At 65.1% G+C, this 17,031-nt stretch carries 16 protein-coding genes and 1 other RNA gene; 6 read left to right on the plus strand and 11 right to left on the minus strand.

Going from position 1 to position 17,031, the window contains the following annotated elements:
- Positions 1–2 precede the first annotated feature (2 nt).
- A complete protein-coding gene (locus AO716_RS09340; protein ID WP_055240627.1) occupies positions 3–788 on the minus strand; it encodes an amino acid ABC transporter substrate-binding protein in 786 nt (261 codons plus the stop codon).
- A gap of 84 nt (positions 789–872) precedes the next feature.
- Positions 873–1,301 (minus strand): hypothetical protein, encoded by a 429-nt coding sequence (locus AO716_RS09345; protein WP_055240628.1) that lies wholly within the window; start codon positions 1,299–1,301, stop codon positions 873–875.
- 142 nt (positions 1,302–1,443) lie between these two features.
- Here AO716_RS09345 and AO716_RS09350 point away from each other — a divergent pair, with 142 nt between their 5' ends.
- Positions 1,444–1,962, plus strand: a complete 519-nt coding sequence (locus tag AO716_RS09350) for a DUF4442 domain-containing protein (RefSeq protein ID WP_235472045.1) — start codon at positions 1,444–1,446, stop codon at positions 1,960–1,962.
- On the opposite strand, the gene AO716_RS09355 is transcribed toward AO716_RS09350, so the two are convergent.
- From AO716_RS09355 to AO716_RS09375, 5 genes are all read right to left on the minus strand, one after another.
- Complete coding sequence (locus AO716_RS09355) at positions 1,925–2,413, minus strand: hypothetical protein (protein ID WP_055240629.1); 489 nt, start codon at positions 2,411–2,413, stop codon at positions 1,925–1,927. The genes AO716_RS09350 and AO716_RS09355 overlap by 38 nt on opposite strands.
- Before the next feature lie 84 nt (positions 2,414–2,497).
- On the minus strand, positions 2,498–3,022 hold the full coding sequence (locus AO716_RS09360; RefSeq protein ID WP_055240630.1) for an SRPBCC domain-containing protein: 525 nt from the start codon (positions 3,020–3,022) through the stop codon (positions 2,498–2,500).
- The gene (locus tag AO716_RS09365) at positions 2,959–3,942 is read right to left on the minus strand and encodes a 3-methyladenine DNA glycosylase (RefSeq protein ID WP_235472046.1); all 984 of its coding nucleotides are present in this window, start codon (positions 3,940–3,942) and stop codon (positions 2,959–2,961) included. The genes AO716_RS09360 and AO716_RS09365 overlap by 64 nt, the downstream gene beginning before the upstream one ends.
- A 32-nt stretch (positions 3,943–3,974) precedes the next feature.
- A complete protein-coding gene (locus tag AO716_RS09370; RefSeq protein ID WP_235472047.1) occupies positions 3,975–6,035 on the minus strand; it encodes a BCCT family transporter in 2,061 nt (686 codons plus the stop codon).
- 188 nt (positions 6,036–6,223) lie between these two features.
- Positions 6,224–6,688 (minus strand): MarR family winged helix-turn-helix transcriptional regulator, encoded by a 465-nt coding sequence (locus AO716_RS09375; protein ID WP_055240631.1) that lies wholly within the window; start codon positions 6,686–6,688, stop codon positions 6,224–6,226.
- Positions 6,689–6,799: 111 nt separating this feature from the next.
- On the opposite strand from AO716_RS09375, the gene AO716_RS09380 reads away from it, so the two are divergent.
- Together AO716_RS09380 and AO716_RS09385 are read left to right on the plus strand one after the other, a co-directional pair.
- Positions 6,800–7,015: a hypothetical protein gene (locus tag AO716_RS09380; protein ID WP_055240632.1), complete on the plus strand. Its 216-nt coding sequence runs from the start codon at positions 6,800–6,802 to the stop codon at positions 7,013–7,015.
- Between the two features lie 92 nt (positions 7,016–7,107).
- Entirely contained in the window at positions 7,108–7,344 is a 237-nt protein-coding gene (locus tag AO716_RS09385) for a hypothetical protein (protein WP_055240633.1), read from the plus strand.
- 99 nt (positions 7,345–7,443) lie between these two features.
- Here AO716_RS09385 and AO716_RS09390 read toward each other — a convergent pair whose 3' ends face one another.
- Positions 7,444–8,730, minus strand: a complete 1,287-nt coding sequence (locus tag AO716_RS09390) for an aspartate kinase (RefSeq protein ID WP_055240634.1) — start codon at positions 8,728–8,730, stop codon at positions 7,444–7,446.
- A 272-nt stretch (positions 8,731–9,002) separates the two neighbouring features.
- On the opposite strand from AO716_RS09390, the gene AO716_RS09395 reads away from it, so the two are divergent.
- Together AO716_RS09395 and AO716_RS09400 are read left to right on the plus strand one after the other, a co-directional pair.
- Entirely contained in the window at positions 9,003–9,938 is a 936-nt protein-coding gene (locus AO716_RS09395; RefSeq protein WP_055240635.1) for an ABC transporter ATP-binding protein, read from the plus strand.
- Positions 9,935–10,999, plus strand: coding sequence for an ABC transporter permease (locus AO716_RS09400; protein ID WP_055240636.1), 1,065 nt, complete (start codon positions 9,935–9,937; stop codon positions 10,997–10,999). Before AO716_RS09395 ends, AO716_RS09400 begins: the two co-directional genes overlap by 4 nt.
- 372 nt (positions 11,000–11,371) lie before the next feature.
- Here the strand turns inward: AO716_RS09400 and recR are convergent, their stop codons facing one another.
- From recR to ffs, 3 genes are all read right to left on the minus strand, one after another.
- A complete protein-coding gene (gene recR, locus AO716_RS09405) occupies positions 11,372–11,968 on the minus strand; it encodes a recombination mediator RecR (protein WP_055240637.1) in 597 nt (198 codons plus the stop codon).
- Between the two features lie 47 nt (positions 11,969–12,015).
- Positions 12,016–15,324 (minus strand): DNA polymerase III subunit gamma and tau, encoded by a 3,309-nt coding sequence (locus AO716_RS09410; RefSeq protein WP_082413458.1) that lies wholly within the window; start codon positions 15,322–15,324, stop codon positions 12,016–12,018.
- 76 nt (positions 15,325–15,400) lie between these two features.
- Positions 15,401–15,496, minus strand: an RNA gene (gene ffs, locus AO716_RS17035) — signal recognition particle sRNA small type.
- Between the two features lie 159 nt (positions 15,497–15,655).
- Between ffs and AO716_RS09415 the strand changes: the two genes are divergently transcribed.
- Positions 15,656–16,522 carry a GNAT family N-acetyltransferase gene (locus tag AO716_RS09415; RefSeq protein ID WP_055240638.1) on the plus strand — a complete coding sequence of 289 codons (867 nt, stop codon included), beginning with the start codon at positions 15,656–15,658 and terminating at the stop codon, positions 16,520–16,522.
- Positions 16,523–17,031: the final 509 nt, after the last annotated feature.

Below are 17,031 nucleotides of genomic sequence, written 5' to 3' on the forward strand. Positions count from 1 at the left end.
CCTTACTGCGAAACGTCTTCGCCGAAGTACTTCATTGAGATCTCTGCCAGGGTGCCGTCCTCGCGCAGTTCCTCCAAGGCTGCGTTGACGGCGTTCCGCAGTTCAGTGTTGCCCTTGGCGAAGGCAAAAGCCATGAGGGCCGGGTCATCAGTTTCGGCAGCGACCTGAATCGGCGCGTCCGGAGTCTGCAGGATGTAGTCCAGGAAGGTCAGGCGGTCATTGATGGTGGCGTCCACCCGTCCCTGCTCCAGCAGGGAGACGGACTGGGCCCAGCCCTCGACTGCTTCCACGCTGGCACCGTTTTCCTGGGCCAGCTCGTACCAGTTGCTGGACAAGGACTGTGCCGTTGTCTTGCCCGCCAGGTCGGTGAAGGAGGTGATGGAGGTGTCTCCCTTCGGCACCACTATCACCCCGGGACTCACCGTGTAGGGATCGGAGAACTCATAGGAATCCACTCGCTCAGGTGTGATCGACACCTGGTTGGCGACCATGGCGAAGCGTCCCGCGTTCAGGCCGGCGAAAAGCGCGTCCCACGGCGCTTCCCCAAACTGAGCTTCAACACCGAGTTTCCCGGCGACGGCTTCGGTGATCTCGACGTCGTATCCGGTCAGGTCCCCAACGCCGTCCGCATGGAAGCTGAACGGTCGGTATGTACCTTCCGTGCCCACTACAATCCTGCCCTGGTCCTGGATCGCATCAAGGCTGGTCGGAGTTCCTCCGGCGCATGCCGTCAGGAAAATCGATACGGCACCGGCTGCCAGGGCAGCCGCGATCTTCAGCCTTCGCATATGAGCCTCCAGAGTTTGCAGTGGCCGGAAACAGGCGGAGCGCCTCCGGACAATCCGGAAGCGCTCCCGCCCAGGCCCCGGCGGCTAGGCCGGGAGTTCGATTTGGAAACCGCAGTCGCAGCGCAGAATGTTGATCTCCAACCGTACGTCCCCGGTGTCCGCATCCGCTTCGGTGCTGAGAGGTTCGGAGAGGGAAACGGTCCGGGTGTCCTTCGGCTTCATGGGTTCGCCGCAGTGAAGGTATTCGGTGGTGTCAGCCGGCTCGGCAGTGGCCACGCGGGCCCACAGCGGCGAGTGGCGGACCGGGTGCCCGTAGAAACGGTCGCACTCGCCGCAGGTGTAGCTGATTTCAAGGAATTCCGCCGCATCGGCGGTCCTGGACGGCTCCACTGATTCGATGATGAGGTACTCATCGGTGCCGCAGTACGAGCACCACGGCACGTACTCTGCGGGTGCCTGCATGCCGGCATCTGCCGGGCACTGCGGGTCTTCGGGTGTTGCTTCGATCGACAATTTGGTTCCTCCGGTTAAGCCCGGTGCGCCTGTCCCGGCGCGGTCCGTACGTGGATAGTAAGCAAGCTGATTCAATATTAGACCTAAGGGTGCTTACTATCAAAGCTGGAATGGCCTGGATCACAGTCGGTAGAGTGGGCCGGTGAAACTCGTCGCCGCCCGACCGGGCCTCATTCGGCTGTCCATGAACCTCTGGCCGCCTTTCCTCTTCTCCGGCATCAAGATCACGGAGCTGCCCGAAGACTTCCTGTCCGCCACGGTCCGCCTGCGCCTGCGCTGGTGGAACCGCAACGTTGCGGGGGTGCTGTTCGGCGGGAGTCTCTTCGCCATGACGGACCCGTTCTGGATGATGCTGCTGCTGCGGCACCTGGGAAAAGAGAACGTCATCTGGGACCGCGCGGCCGAAATCGACTTCATCAAGCCGGGCAAGGGAGACGTGGTGGCGCACTTCGCCATCACGGAGGCGGACATTGAGCGTTTGCGCACGGCTGCAGCCGGCGGAGCCAAGGTGCTTGAGTGGTTCACCGTGGAAGTAAAGGATTCCGACGGCGACGTGGTGGCCCGAGTCCGCAAGCAGGTCTACCTGCGCCGTAAGCGCGAGCTCTCTGCAGCGGCTGAGACCGCTACATTGCCGCCATTGCCGGACCAAGCAGTCCGGTAAGGGCCTCCCACCGGCTGATCTGGCAGCCGTTGGTTGCCGCGAATTCGGCGTCCACTGTTTCGCCGTCCACCGTTCCGGTTACTGCTGCCCGCTGGGGGCCGCCGTACTGCATGGTGCAGGCAGTGTCCGCGGGTGGTTCCGCAAAGAGCCGGATCCCGCCGTCCGCCAACGCTGCGCATGCTGCTGCCGGGTCGGGGGCGCCCGATTCACCTGCCGGTGCTGCGCCGTCGCACTCCAGGGTCCAGGTGTCCGTGACCGACTCGCCGTCGGACATCATTTCCACCGTCAGGGACGTGGCTGCTTCGGATGCCGGGCTGGAAGCGGACGCGGAGGGTGACGACGCCGGTGAGGAGGAGGCGGGTGCGGTGCCGGGGGTCGAATCGGCGCATCCGGTGAGGAGGACGGCGGCGGCAGCGAGCACAAGGGCTGGGCGGTGCAGACGGATCGGCATTTCGGCATAACCTCCGGGAGTGAATTGGCTACAGCCTAGCCAATCGCCGGCAGCGGAGGGCCCACCTGCCTGCTTGCCGTGGAATTACGACGGCGCAGGTGCGGCTTTCGCGGCCCGGGCCTGGGCCGCGTAGTACGGACCCTGGTCCAGGTAGCGGTCGTCGAAATCCGGCATGGTGCCCCCGGTACGGGCGGCGGAGAGCCGGTCAAGGTAGTACTCCCAGCCCGGCCCTGTGTCCTCAGCGGCAGCCGGATCCGCCAGATGCTGGATGAACTCAAGGGCGGTGGCGCCGCCGTCGTCCCAGAGACGGATTTCGAGGTCCCAGCTTCCACCCTCGTCCTCCATCAGGACCCGCACCCGTTGGCCGGCGGTGCAGTCGACTACCCGGGTGCTGCTGTGCGGCTGCCCTTCTTCATAGAGCATCTGGGAATCGAAGGATGATCCGGTGCCGGGGGAGCCGTCCCAGCGGCCAATCCACGCGGCGGCCTGATCCGGATCGGCGAACGAATGCCACACTTCTTCCGGCGGTTCCGCCAGGCGGCGGGTCAGGACCAGGTTGTAGGACTGTTCTCCGGTGCGGTGGACCCGTCCAGTGGGCTGGGACTGCATGGCTTCTCCTCGAGGGAATCAAGCAGGTCCAGGATGCGGGCCCGCTGCGCCTGGGATTCTGCGCTGAATCCGCGCTGGGCGGAAGCGTACTCGGCCCGGCCTTCCGGTGTTTCCACCCGAATTGGCTCGTACCCCCAGTCCTGGAGGTCGTACGGGGAAGCCCGCATGTCCATTTCACGGATGCGCCAGGCCAGTTCGAAGCAGTCCATCACCAGTTCGCTGGGCAGCACTGGGGTGAGCTTGTAGGCCCATTTGTAGAGGTCCATGTTCGCGTGCAGGCAGCCGGGCTGTTCCAGGTCCCGCTGGTTTTCGCGGGTGGGGGTGAGCTCATTCAGCTCCACGGCCTGAGGGGCGTAGAACCGGAACGCGTCAAAGTGCGTGCAGCGGATCCTGCTCTTCTCCACCAGGTCATTCGTCCCCTGGGCGCCCAGCCGCAGGCCGAGGTAGTCATGCCGGATCCCGTTCACCTCGGACCTGTAGGCCATGGCCCACTCGTGCATGCCGAAACAGCCCAGCGACGGTTTCCGGGCAGCGGTGCGGGAGAGCAGCATCCTGGTGAAGTCCGCCGCGGGCCCACGGGCGGCGGTGAATCCGGCCCAGTCGACGGTGACCGCCGGTGTATCCCTGGCCAGTCCGGCGGCAGCCAGTTCCTCCTGCGACAGTGAGCGGTAGAACTTCCAGGACTCACGCTCCGCTGCGGCGGCACCGGTAAGGACGACGCCGGCACCCGGGTGCCAGCGCATCAGCTGGCCGGGTTTGTAGGAATAGTAGGTGAACAGGAAGTCCTCAACCGGGTGTTTGGTACCGGCTGAGCGCCGCTGCAGGAACCCTTCGGTGAACGGCCGCACACGCTGCTCATGGGCGGCCTGCCGGGGTAGCCACTGGTCCTCGGTCAGCACGGCGGGATAAGGGAGGCTCACAGTCCCATTATCCCGCCGTGCCGCCCAGGGTCCTAGCTGACCGGGGCTCGGCGGTGGTCCCCGGACGCCCCGCTGCCTCGATCCTGGCCGGAGTCACCGTCGCCTGCGTCTGATTCCGTGGCGGCCGCGGAGTCGTCGTCGGCCGTCCACCCGTCAGCGTACTCACCCGATTCGTAGTCGTACTCCACAGGTTTTCCGTCTTCGTCGGTGCGCTGGTACCAGTCCGTGACGGTGCGGTCGTGGGAATCGAAGTCGGCTCCGGCCCCCTGCCCATGGGGTGTTTTCTCCACCGTGATGGCGAAGTCGTCGCCGTGCTCGTCGATCCCGGCGCGGACGGCGTTCTCCAGGGCAGCCGTTGCATACTCCCGGCGGATAATCAGCGGATCGGTTTGCAGGTCCCGGATCAGGGCAACCATCATCAGCAGCAGGATTACCGCGAACGGCAGGGCCGAGACGATGATCAGGTTCTGCAGCCCGGACAGGGCCTGGTTCCCTCCCACCAGCAGCATGACCACGGCAATGCCCATCATGGCCAGGCCCCAGAAGACGGTGACTTTTCGGTCAGGGTGCGGTTTGCCGCGCTGCGACAGGCTGCCCATGACCAGGGAAGCGGAGTCCGCCGAGGTAATGAAGAAGATGGCGATGCAGAACATCGCCAGCAACGGGGTGATGGTACTCAGCGGCAGCCCGTCCAGGACCTGGAAGAAGAGCGATTCCGGAGCGCCGTCGGCGGAGATGTCCATGCCCTGCATGCGCATCCAGATAGCCGTACCGCCGAAGACGCCGAAAGCGATTACCGAGACCAGGGTGGGCACCACAAGCACGTACTGAACGTATTCACGCAGTGTCCGGCCGCGGGAGATGCGCGCCAGGAAGATGCCGACGAATGGGGACCAGGAAATCCACCAGGCCCAGTAGAAGACGGTCCAGTTGGCCGAGAAGTCCGCCGCTTCGGCACCCCAGGACGGGCCCTTGCTCATCAGGTGCAGGAGATCGGACAGGTATTCGGCCAGCGAAGAGGGAATGAGGTTGAGCAGGAACAGGGTTGGCCCGGTCAGGAAGATGAAGGCGACCAGGATGATGGCAAGGGAAATATTGACGTTGGAGAGCCAGCGGATGCCCCTGCCGATTCCGGAGACTGCCGAGGCGATGAATGCTGCCGTCAGGATGGCGATGATGCCGATCAGGACAGCGTTGGGAAGCCGGCCGATGCCGCTGATAATCTCCACGCCCCGGCCAATCTGCAGGGCGCCAATGCCGAGGGACGCCGCCGTGCCGAAGAGGGTCGCGATGATTGCGAACATATCGATCAGGCGCCCGGCCACGCCTTCGGTCTTCCGCCGTCCGAGCAGCGGGGTGAAAATGGCGCTCATGAGGGGCACCCGGCCGCGCCGGAAGGAGCCATAAGCAATAGCAGCGCCGACCAGCGCGTAAATCGCCCAGGCATTGAGGCCCCAGTGAAAGAAGGACTGTGCCATGGCCTTGTGCAGCGCCACCGCGCTTTCGGGGGCTGCCTCGCCGGGGTTTGGTGTCATGAAGTAGGTCAGCGGCTCGTACGGTCCGAAGAAGAAGAGGCCGATGCCGATTCCGGCGGAGAACATCATGGCGACCCAGGAGAAGGTTGAATACTCCGGCTTTTCGCCGTCAACGCCGAGGGGAATCTTGCCGTAGCGGCTGAAGCCGACAAAAAGCATGAAGACCAGGACCACGGCAATAAGTGCGCTGAAGAGCCAGCCGGTGTTCGTCACAACCCAGCCCAGGGCCACATCGGAGACCGACTTCAGCGATTCCGTGGAGAACACGCCCCAGGCAACGAAGCCCAGGATGAGAACGGCGGCAACGCCAAATACCAGGGGATCAGTGCCGTAGCGTACCCGCTGCTCGTCGACAGCGATGCCGGGAATCAGTCCGGGATGGGTGTCGTGCGGGTATTTTTTCTTTTCCCTGCGCAGGGCACGGGCAGCGCGCTGGCCTAGTGTGGCCTTTTGCGGTGTTGCCCCCGATGCCCCGGGACCGTTTGGGGATCCACCTCCCGCGCTGCCGGCGGGTGTCGCGGGGGGTGTTTGGCGCCGCGATGAGGGGGGTGTTGCCACGGGAATCTTCTCCTTGTGGGCGGAGACACCCCCGCCCATTTGGTGCTTTATGTGGGACGCGAAGAAGAGTAGTTCGATTCGTTTTGCAGTTTTGACTTATAAGGTGGCTTATATACCACGTTCTGATCGTTAGCGGTTCGTTATTCTGTGCGTACTATTGTGCTCCTTGGAGTCCTCGATTTGCACATTCACTGCCGTGTGTGGCGGTCCGGAAGCTGGGTGGCCTGGATGAGCCGGCGCATGGTGGTGTTCAGCTGGCGGACTTCCTCCCGGGTCAGCTGCAGCCGCTCCAGCATGGCGGCCGGTATCTGCGTCGCCTGCTGGCGGAGCGCACGCCCCTTTCCGGTCAGGTCCACCGCCAGGGCGCGGTCGTTGCCGGGAGCGCGGTTGCGCTCCACCAGACCCGCGCTTTCCAGTCGCTTCAGCATGGGGGAAAGGGTGGCCGGTTCCATCAGCAGGGTGTCCCCCAGGTTGCGGACCGTGCGGGGGGAATCTTCCCAGAGGGCCAGCAGTACCAGGTACTGCGGGTGGGTGATGCCCAATTCATCGAGCACGGGCCGGTACGCCCCCACGACGGAGCGCGACGCGACGGACAGGGCAAAGCAGAGCTGGTGTTCGAGCAGCAGATCGTCGTCTGCGGTGCCGGTGTCCATTGAGGTCCTTCTTCCCTGTCTGCCGGTCCCAGCGGCTGATGCCACAAATGCTTAGTGCACTAACAATTAGCGTACTATAGGCGACAGGAACACCTCTGAAAGGGACGTCTTATGGCAGCCAGGGAAAGCTTCACCGAAAAATTCATGCGCGTGACCGGCAAGGCACGGCTGATCTTCGGGCCGGCGCAGAGCTCTTCCCTGACCCATGACATGACTGAGGAAAATAAACGGCTCCTCGAGGCCCAGCAGGCCGAGGAGAAAGCCATGTGGGAGACTGTCACCCGCGCTGACGGCAGCAGCTACATTCTGCCCCGCAAGAAGGACTGACCTCCCCGGAAGTTTCGGCGCAGCGGCTCTTTTGCCCGGCCGCGATCCTATCCTTGAGGCACTTATCGTGTCCCTTAAAGGAGGGGATCCAAATGGCAACTGTCGTACCGGATCCGGGCAGCGGGCAGGAACCGCGTTTACCCGAAGATGAGATTCCGGAACCTTCGCAGATCGAACTGCCCGACTACGCAGTCGAAATAGACAGCGAAGGGCACCATTACGGGGTGGACCGCGAGTACATCAACGGCAAGCCGCACCGCGAGCCGGCCGAACCGGTGGTGTATCCGGACTACATGCATTCGCCGCTCTTCCGCGAACACCTGTACTGAGAGCCCTGGTGCCGGACCTCTGAGTATCGGGATCCTGCGCTGCCTGGAAAACACGAAAGGCGCCCGGTTGTCCGGACGCCCTTCGAGAGATGGCTGGGACTAGCGGCCGGTGCCGCCGTACACGGTGGCCTCTGCTTCGCCGTCGAGTCCGAAGGCAGCGTGCACGGCACGGACCGCGGAGTCGAGCAGGGCTGCGCTGGTAACCACGGAGATGCGGATTTCCGACGTCGAGATCATGTCGATGTTCACGCCGGCCAGGTGCAGGGCCTCGAAGAACCTGTGTGAGACGCCCGGGTTGGAGCGCATGCCGGCGCCGATCAGGGACAGCTTGCCGATCTGCTCGTCGTAATCGATGCTGTCGAAGCCAACCTCTGCCTTGGCCGCGTTCAGCGCAGCCATCGCAGCCTGCCCGTCAACGATGGGCAGGGTGAAGGAAATATCCGTCTTGCCGGAGCCCTTGGTGGAGACGTTCTGCACGATCATGTCGATGTTCGTGTTGGCTCCGGCCACGATTCCGAAGATCTCCGCTGCCTTGCCGGGAATGTCCGGAACGCCCACAACGGTGAGCTTGGCTTCGGAGCGGTCATGCGCGACGCCGGAAATGATGGGCTGTTCCAAGGGTTCTCCCTCTTGAATCTTGATCTTGTCATCCGGGCTGGGCAGCACCCAGGTCCCTTCGTGCTGGCTAAAGGAGGAGCGCACATGCAGCGGCACACCGAAGCGCCGCGCGTATTCAACGCAGCGCAGGTGCAGGATCTTCGCACCGGAGGCTGCCATTTCCAGCATTTCCTCGCTGGAGATCTTCTCGATCTTCTGTGCGTTGTGGGCAACGCGCGGATCCGCCGTGTAGATGCCGTCGACGTCCGTGTAGATTTCGCAGACATCGGCATCCAGGGCGGCGGCAAGAGCGACGGCGGTGGTATCGGAACCGCCGCGGCCCAGGGTAGTGATGTCGTGGCTGTCCCGGCTCATGCCCTGGAAACCGGCGACAATCGCGACGTCGCCCTTCTCAATCGCGGTCTTGATGCGGTGCGGTGAGACGTCGATGATGCGCGCCTTGCCGTGGATGGCATCGGTGATCATGCCAGCCTGGCTGCCGGTAAAGGACTGGGCGGAAGCGCCGAGTTCGTTGATGGCCATGGCCAGCAGGGCCATGGAAATGCGTTCGCCCGAGCTCAGGAGCATGTCCATCTCACGCGGGTAGGCCCCGGTGGTAATCTGTCCGGCGAGGTCCAGCAGTTCATCGGTGCTGTCGCCCATGGCGGAAACCACCACAATGACGTCGTTTCCGGCCTTTTGGGTATCCACCACGCGCTTGGCGACGCGCTTGATGCCTTCGGCGTCCGATACGGAGGACCCGCCGAATTTCTGCACTATCAGGCTCATGCGTACACGCTCTCTGGAACTCTTCCAAGTTGCTGCCGGGGCGGCCTTTGGCTGCTGCGGCACTAAATGTCCGTGGAAAGGGCCGCGCTCGGCGGCCAACCTTCAAAGTCTATAGCGGGGCCGCGGCACCACTGAAATGATGCCGACATGCCGCTCAACCTGTACTTAACGAACCCGTCGGAAGAATAGTTGCCGCATGCGCGGCGCCGGAACCGGCGGTCTTTACCGCGCCTGCCTCACCGTGTGGCAAACGGGGCAGATAGTGTGACCGTATGGGGACTACTGAGACCGGCGGCATATCCGCCCAGGACGTCAAACGCAGCTTCGGCGCAGTGCAGGCCGTCCGCGGCATGAGCTTTGAAGCGCCGGCGGGAGCGGTCACCGCGCTGATTGGACCGAACGGATCCGGCAAAACGACGCTGCTGCTGATGCTGGCGTCCCTGCTGGCACCGGACTCCGGAACGATTCGCATCGCCGGGGCAGATCCGGTGGAGGATCCGCTTAGCGTCCGCCGCTCCGTCGGCTGGATGCCGGACACACTGGGCGTCTGGGACTCGCTGACCGCCACCGAAATCCTGATCACGATGGGCCGGCTGTACGGAATGGCCCCGGCAGCGGCGGCTTCCCGGGCCGGTGAACTGCTGGAGCAGGTGCGCCTGGCCGATCTGGCGCACAAACCCGCACGCGTCTTCTCACGCGGACAGCAGCAGCGCCTAAGCCTTGCCCGGGCCCTCATTCATGACCCGGCCGTCCTGCTGCTGGATGAACCCGCGTCCGGGCTCGACCCAGGCTCCCGCGTGGAACTCCGGCTGCTGCTGCGCCGCCTGGCTGCGGACGGCAAGACCGTCATGGTCTCCTCCCATGTGCTCTCCGAACTCGACGAAATGGCCGACCGGGCCGTGTTCGTTTCCGGCGGCGAGACCGTCAAGACACAAAACATGGACGACGTCGGAACCCAGCTGCGCTGGTACGCGGTCAGCGCGGGGAACACGGGAGCACTGCTGCGGGCCCTCGAGGCCGGCGGGCTGACTCCCGATGTGGGAGAGGGAACCCGCCGCCGGCACGTCCGTGTCCAGCTGGCAGGTGAGGAGCAGGCCGTTGCGGTCCTGCGGCACCTGGTCCAGTCCGGCGTCGACGTTTCCGCTTTCGCCCCGGCAACCGGAGCATTGGAAGAGACTTACATGAGCCTGGAAGCAGGGAAGGCATGAGCACAGCGCTCGCACCGCGGCAGGCGGGACTCGGTTACTTCAGGGGCGTTGGAACCGTCTTTGGGCTCGAAATGAAGCAGCGCCTCCGATCCAGGGGCTGGTATGTGCTGCTGGGCGTCTGGTTCGTAGTGATCGGACTGGTGGCAGCCTTCACGGCGTGGGTTGCGGGCGAGGAGCCCAGCGCCGGACAGGTCCTGTTCGAGCTGATGGTCGCCTTTGTGCTGTTCTTCGGGCTGCTCGTGGCTCCGGCGCTCTCCGCGAACGCAGTCAACGGGGACCGGGCCGCCGGAACACTGGCTGTCCTGCAGGTGACCCTGCTGCGGCCCGGTCAGCTGCTGGCCGGCAAATGGCTTGCCTCCTGGGCAGCGTCCCTGGGTTTCCTGGCGGCGAGCCTTCCCTTCCTGATCTGGTCACTGGCGCTCGGCGGAGTGGACCCGGTGATCGCCGTCGTGTCCCTGCTGATGCTCGGCGTCGAACTGGGCCTGGTGTGCGCGATTGGTGTGGCCGTGTCCACGCTGGCCAACCGGCCGCTCTTTTCGATCGTGGTGACCTACATGCTCGTGGCGCTGCTCTCGATCGGTACCCTCATAGCCTTCGCCCTGAGCACACCGCTGGTCCGCGGAACTGCCGAAGCAAACACCCCGATGTGGGCGGAGACTTACACGTCACCGGCTGCGGAGGAACCGGGCTTTACCTGCGAGGGTCCCATGTACGAGGTCGAGGTTCTCCACACCGACCGGATCGCCTGGATCCTGGCTGCCAACCCCTTTGTAGTGCTGGCAGATGCCCTTCCCTACGGCGAGGGCAGCCTCAGCGGCGGCCCGCTGGAAGGCATCAGCGAAACGGTGCGCTATGCCCAGGGCGGCTCCGAATACAGCGGGCCGCTGTGCGTCAACGGAGAGGCTCGGAGCCCGTCTGCTCCCGCGCCGTCGTCGTCGTTCCCGATCTGGCCGCTGGGACTGGGAATACAGGTCCTGGGGACCGGGATATTGCTCGTGCTGGCCCGCCGCCGGCTGGTGACGCCTGCTCGGAAGCTGGCCGCGGGAACCCGTATCGCTTAGCTGTTCGGAGCGGCATGCTGGTCCCGAGCGTTTGGCCGGTGCGACGCCGCCTTTCCGCAGTACAGCTGGCGCCGATTTCCTCCGTGTGGGGACATTCCTGCCAGTTTGGGACATTCCAGCCGTGGCGCCGCGCAGGAATGTCCCAAACCGGAAGGCATGTCTCAAAGTGCAGGGAAAGGGCCGGGGATCAGCGTCCCAAATCGGCGGAAATGTCCCAAAGACCAGGGGATTGCCGGCGGATGACTGCCCAAATCGGAGGAATGTCCCGAACCGGCGGAGACCAGCGCCGAGTGATTCCAGCCTTCACCGCACCGCCAGCACGACGACGCTGGCCGCCGCACCTCTGGCATGACCGACCCTGCGGTTCGACCCTTAACTGAGGCTGCGGCGTCCTTCGAAGGCGCGGCCCAGCGTGATTTCGTCGGCATACTCCAGGTCTCCGCCCACCGGCAGGCCGGAGGCGAGGCGGGTGACGGTGATGCCAAGGGTCTTGAGCATCCGGACCAGGTACGTGGCTGTTGCTTCGCCTTCGAGGTTCGGGTCCGTGGCGATGATGATCTCGCTGATCTGTTCATCGGAGAGACGGCTCAGCAGTTCCCGGATACGCAGCTGGTCAGGGCCGATGCCGGCGATCGGGTTAATCGCCCCGCCGAGGACGTGGTAGCGGCCGCGGAAGGAACGGGTGCGTTCGACGGCGATGACGTCCTTGGACTCTTCCACCACGCAGATCATGGTGGGGTCCCGGCGGGGATCACGGCAGATGTTGCAGGTCTCCTGCTCGGTGACGTTGCCGCAGACCTGGCAGAACTTCACCTTCTCCTTGACGGTGACGATCGCCGAAGCCAGCCGGGACATGTCCTCGGCATTGGATTCAAGGATGTGGAACGCGATCCGCTGGGCCGACTTGGGGCCCACGCCGGGGAGGCGGCCCAACTCGTCGATCAGTTCCTGAACCGCACCTTCGTACACGTGGCCTTCTTAGGGAAATAGTTGTTGTTCCGGCTGGTTGCTGCCGGCTAGCGGTGGACGCCATGGCCGTCGAGGCTGCGTTCCTCAATGAGCCGGCCGCCCAGGATCCGTTCGATTGCCTTGCGGCCCACCAGTCCCGAATCTTCAAGAGTTACATCGTCGGCACTGGGAACGTCTTCGACGTAGCCCAAGTCTACTTTGCCGCGGGCTGCGGCAGCCGGAGCAGTGCCGTTGCGCTGGGCAGCCTCATGAAGCAGCTGCTGGTAGCGGCTGAGTTTCTGTCCTGGTGCCGGCTGCTGCGCGGCCGGAGCTCCCTGCCCATTGTGCCCGGGAGCTGGGCGCTCCTGGGCCGGTGCAGCGGAAGGGGGAGCGCCGTGCTGGGCGCCGGCGGGGGGACCCTGGGTGGCGTTCCGGCCGGGCAGGTGTGCACTGGCTCCGTGCGCGGCTGGAGAACCCTGGCCTGCAGCTGAGGGATTGCGGCCCGCTGGAACGGCCTGTCCCGACGCGGCGCGTGCAGTGCCCGGACGGGCGGAAGTGGTTCCAGCCCAGTTGGTGCTTGCCCATTCCTCGTCGCTGACTGCACTGCTGACGTGGATGTCATCGGGGACAGCAGCGGTTTCCCAGGCATTGCTTTCAGGTACGTCGGCCGGCTCCGAAGGTTCCTGCGGCCAGTCCTCAGGCAGTGGGGCGGTGCGGCGCGGCGGAGTTGTTGCGCCTGCGGGCCGCTGCCGGTCGTCCCGGGCTTGAGGTGCAGGCTGCGGACGGGCAGGATCCGGGCGACCGGGTGACTGCTGTGCCGGTGACTGTTCTGCCGGGGCCTGGGGTGCCTGGCCATGGGGCGCCGAAACGTGGGTCGCCGAAGCTGGTGCCGAAGCCTGGGCTGCGGGCGCCTGCTGTTCTGCAGATGCAGATGCAGATGTAGGTGCGGATGCAGCGCGTGATTCGGCAGGAACGGCGGCGGCCGGGGCATCCTGCACAGGACCGCTGCCGCTATCGGCGGTGGCCCGGCCAGGGACAGCTGCAGACGCACCGGAGTGAGCCTGGGGCTGCGCCTGTGCCGGGGCGTTGGACTGCGGCTGAACCGGCGGGGTTACGTCAGCCGGTACTGCTGCCGGGACGGTCGGCGCTGGCGCTGTGGCGGCCGGTGCCTGGGCTGCCGGTGCCGGTGCCTGTTGTGACTGGACCTGCGGAACCGAGGCTGCTGCCTGGGCAGTGGCCTGGACCTGAGGGGCCGGTGCGGGAGTCTGCGCCGGCGGGGTTAGCCGGCTACCAGCTTTTGGGCCGGGTTCACCCGCTGCCGCGGAACTGTCGTGAACGGCGTTGACCTGGCAGTCCACACCCAGCACCTGATGGATAGCCTTGCGCAGGTTCTCCAGGTGGTCCGGCCGGTTGAAGTTGGTCGCAGCACCGGGGTTCGAGAACGCCAGTTCCAGGACCCGTCCGTCAAAGGCCCTCGGGGAAGCGTTCTTGCTGACGTTCAGCCAGGTTGCCCTGCGGATGCTGGTCAGGGCGTCCATGATTTCCGGCCAGGCACGGCGGATCATTTCAACTTGCCCCGCGCCGCCGGCTGCAGGTGCTGCGGGCGCGGCGCCCTGCTGTGCCGGGGCCTGCTGCTGTGCCGGTGCCTGATGCCGGGTTGCCTCGCTGGGTGCACCGGAAGGCTGGCCCTGCGGCGGGACCTGCCGGGCCGGCTGGGTTTGCTGCTGGGCAGGCCCGCCGGTGGGCTGCCCCTGCGGTGCACCGGCAGGGGAGACGCCGGACTGCGGAGTCCGGCCTGCGTCAGGACCGGCCTGCGCGGACTGCCCCGAGTCGGGACGGGTTCCCTGTGCAGGCTGCTGCACCGGCTGCGAAGAGGCCGCTTCACGGGACACGTCGTCCCATGTCCGCCCTGAGGCAGCGGGTGCAGCAGGGGTGGCAGGAGCACCGTTGCCAGGCGAAGTAACGGAGTCCGCAGCCGGAGTTGCCCACGTTCCTCCCCAGTCTGCGGAACCACCGGAGGAAGGTGCTGAAACAGGGGAAGGTGCGGACACAGCGGCCGGGGCTGCCGTCTCCGGGGTTTCGGGTGCGGCCTGAGGAGCTGCGGTCCGAGGAGAAGCTGCCGGCGCCGTCGTCGGGCCTGAAACCGGCCGGACAGCCGGGCGGCCGCCCGCCTGGGAGGAGGTGTCCTGCGGCATAGCCTGCGCGGCGTCGCCTGCGTAGCTGAGCCGGCGTTCGATCCGGTCCACCCGTGCAGCGGTGCCGCGCTCGGACTTGTCCGCCGCGGGAAGGAGGATCCGCGCGCAGAGCAGTTCCAGGTGCAGGCGCGGGGACGTAGCCCCCGTCATCTCCGTCAGCGCGGTGTTGGTGATGTCGGCAGCGCGGGAGAGCTCAGCCCCGCCGAACTGGGAGGCCTGGGTGCGCATCCGGTTGATCTGGTCTTCGGGAACTCCGCGGAGCACCGCAGCGGCGCTGTCCGGCATCGCGCTGACCACAATAAGGTCGCGGAAACGTTCCAGCAGGTCTTCCACGAAGCGCCGCGGATCCTGACCGGTCTGGATGACGCGGTCCACTGCGCTGAAGACCGTGGCGGCGTCGCCGGCGGCAAAGGCATCAACAACGTCGTCGAGCAGCGCAACGTGAGTGTAGCCAAGCAGGTTAACGGCAAGTTCGTAATCGAGCCCGGCTTCCCCGGCGCCTGCCATCAGCTGGTCAAGCACCGAAAGCGAGTCGCGCACGGACCCGCCGCCGGCCCGGATAACGAGGGACAGCACGCCTGGAGCCACCGGCACGTTTTCCTGCACGCAGAGCTTTTCAAGGTAGGCCAGCAGGGGTTCCGGCGGGACCAGCCGGAACGGGTAATGGTGTGTGCGGGAGCGGATGGTTCCAATGACCTTGTCCGGTTCCGTGGTGGCAAAGATGAACTTGATGTGTTCCGGCGGCTCTTCGACGATCTTCAGGAGGGCGTTGAACCCGGCCGAAGTGACCATGTGGGCCTCATCGATGATGAAGATCTTGTAGCGGTCGCGCACGGGGGCGAAGGTGGCACGTTCGCGCAGGTCACGGGCGTCGTCGACGCCGCCGTGGCTGGCCGCGTCGATCTCGATGACGTCGAGGCTGCCGGCACCGTTGCGGGCAAGTTCAACGCAGCTGTCGCATGTTCCGCACGGGATCGGCGTGGGGCCCTGGGCGCAGTTCAGGCAGCGTGCAAGGATGCGGGCAGAGGTGGTCTTGCCGCAGCCGCGCGGACCCGAGAAGAGGTAGGCGTGGTTGACGCGGTTCTTTGAGAGGGCCGCCATCAGCGGCTCGGTGACATGCTCCTGGCCGATCACGTCCGCGAAGCTCTCGGGACGGTAGCGGCGGTAAAGGGCTGTACTCACAGATAGAACCCTATCGGTTGGCACTGACGGTTCGCATCCGGACCCGGGGCGGTGGAAAACCGCCGTTTCCGGATAAATTAAAGACCCCCCATGCACCTGCCAGAGCCCGCTTACCCTTGCTACCTTCCGGTCCTGGGGGAGTTCACAGGATGACACCACATGAGGGGCCGGAAAACAGTCTACCCGATTTTTCAGGCGCCCTTTCCGTCCTGCGTCCGCTCCTGGGAGTTGTTGCAGCCGTGGACCATGCAGAGGAGAGCGGATGTACCACGCCGGCTCAAAAAGCGGCGCGGCGGCTCCAGTCTCCGGGGCGTTTGTTGTGTCATGGACTATGGCAATCATCCTGAAGACTCCCAGGCCGCCGGAGCTGCCGGAGGTTGCCCGGACACTGGGCGCCTGGCAGCTCGACTGGCTCCCTGTTCAGCTGCATCCGGGAGATTTGGGCTGGGCGTGGCAGATCGGTGCCCGGAATCTGGCTGCCCGCCTGAGGGTTTGGGCCAGAGACGGGAAGATGCTCGCCGTCGGTTTCCAGGACGGTGCTTCGCTGCTGCGCGTGGCAATAGACCCGGAGGCATCACTGGACGCCGAACTTGCCGCCCGGATAGCGGCAGACGCCGCAGATCCGAAACGCGGAGTCCTGCCGGCCGGTGAAGCGTCCGTGGAGGCACGCGTAGGAGAAGCGCTGCGCCAGAGCATTAAGGAGGCGGGCTGGACCCCGGGGGAGCTGTGGACTCCCTTAGTCCGTGAGCTTGGTCAGCCGGTGGAAGACCCCGGGCTGCGGCTGGAAGTGGTTGGACCGAACCTGGCCCAGACACGGGTGGAGGTACAGAACGCTTCCTTCGGGACATCCAGGTTCACATTGGATCGGTGGCACACTATGGCCGCAGGTCCGCTGTATGCCCAGGCGCGCCGCCTGCTGGCCTACGACGCCGCCGGGCGGGCGGTTGCCACTGCCACGGTCTGGTCGTCGGGTCCGGGCAGCCCGGGGCTGATCGAACCTATGGGAGTGCACCGCGCCCACCGGGGCCACGGCCACGGCAGGGCAATTACCTTGGCGGCCGCCCTCTGCCTGCAGCAGCTGGGTTCCTCCACCGCGGTTGTGTGCGCGGAGTCCGCGAACAAGGGAGCCACCGCCACTTACACGGCTGCCGGGTTCAAGCCCTTCCCCGTAGTTGCTGACTTCCACCGCGGGCTGTAGCGCTCCGCCGCAAACGTTTTACGCAGGCACTGTTCAGGGCCCTTATATAGGCGTACGTATATAGGTAAGGGAGGAAGCCGGGAAAGACGGTTCGCAAGGGCCGCGAGGAGGGGTCGCGCAGGTGTCCGAGACCACATCCTGTGGATTTGCACGGGTGCCCGGGCACGTGTAATGTTTTCTGAGTCGCCGCGGCCGGGACGCTCTGCTGGAAAGCATGAAGCGCCCGAAGCATGGCGGCCAAACCCCAACTTCCTTTTGATGGTGGATCTGCTGCGCGCCTTGTGTGCCGGCGGGAAAGCCTGGGACTGGATGCTGGGTTCGGAAGGGCTTTTATAGCCGGTTTGGTGGGAATTCTTCGGAATTCACCGAATTGCTAAAACGGCCTGGATGGAATATGCTGGTAAAACACCACAGCGGTGCGAAAAGAAAAGAAAGTTTCCGGTTGGGAATGGTTTTTCTGAGTAGGCCGGATGTGCCTGTTGTTTGAGAACTCAATAGTGTGCCAAGTT

Source organism: Arthrobacter sp. Edens01 (genome assembly GCF_001307035.1).
Taxonomy (GTDB): Bacteria; Actinomycetota; Actinomycetes; order Actinomycetales; family Micrococcaceae; genus Arthrobacter_B.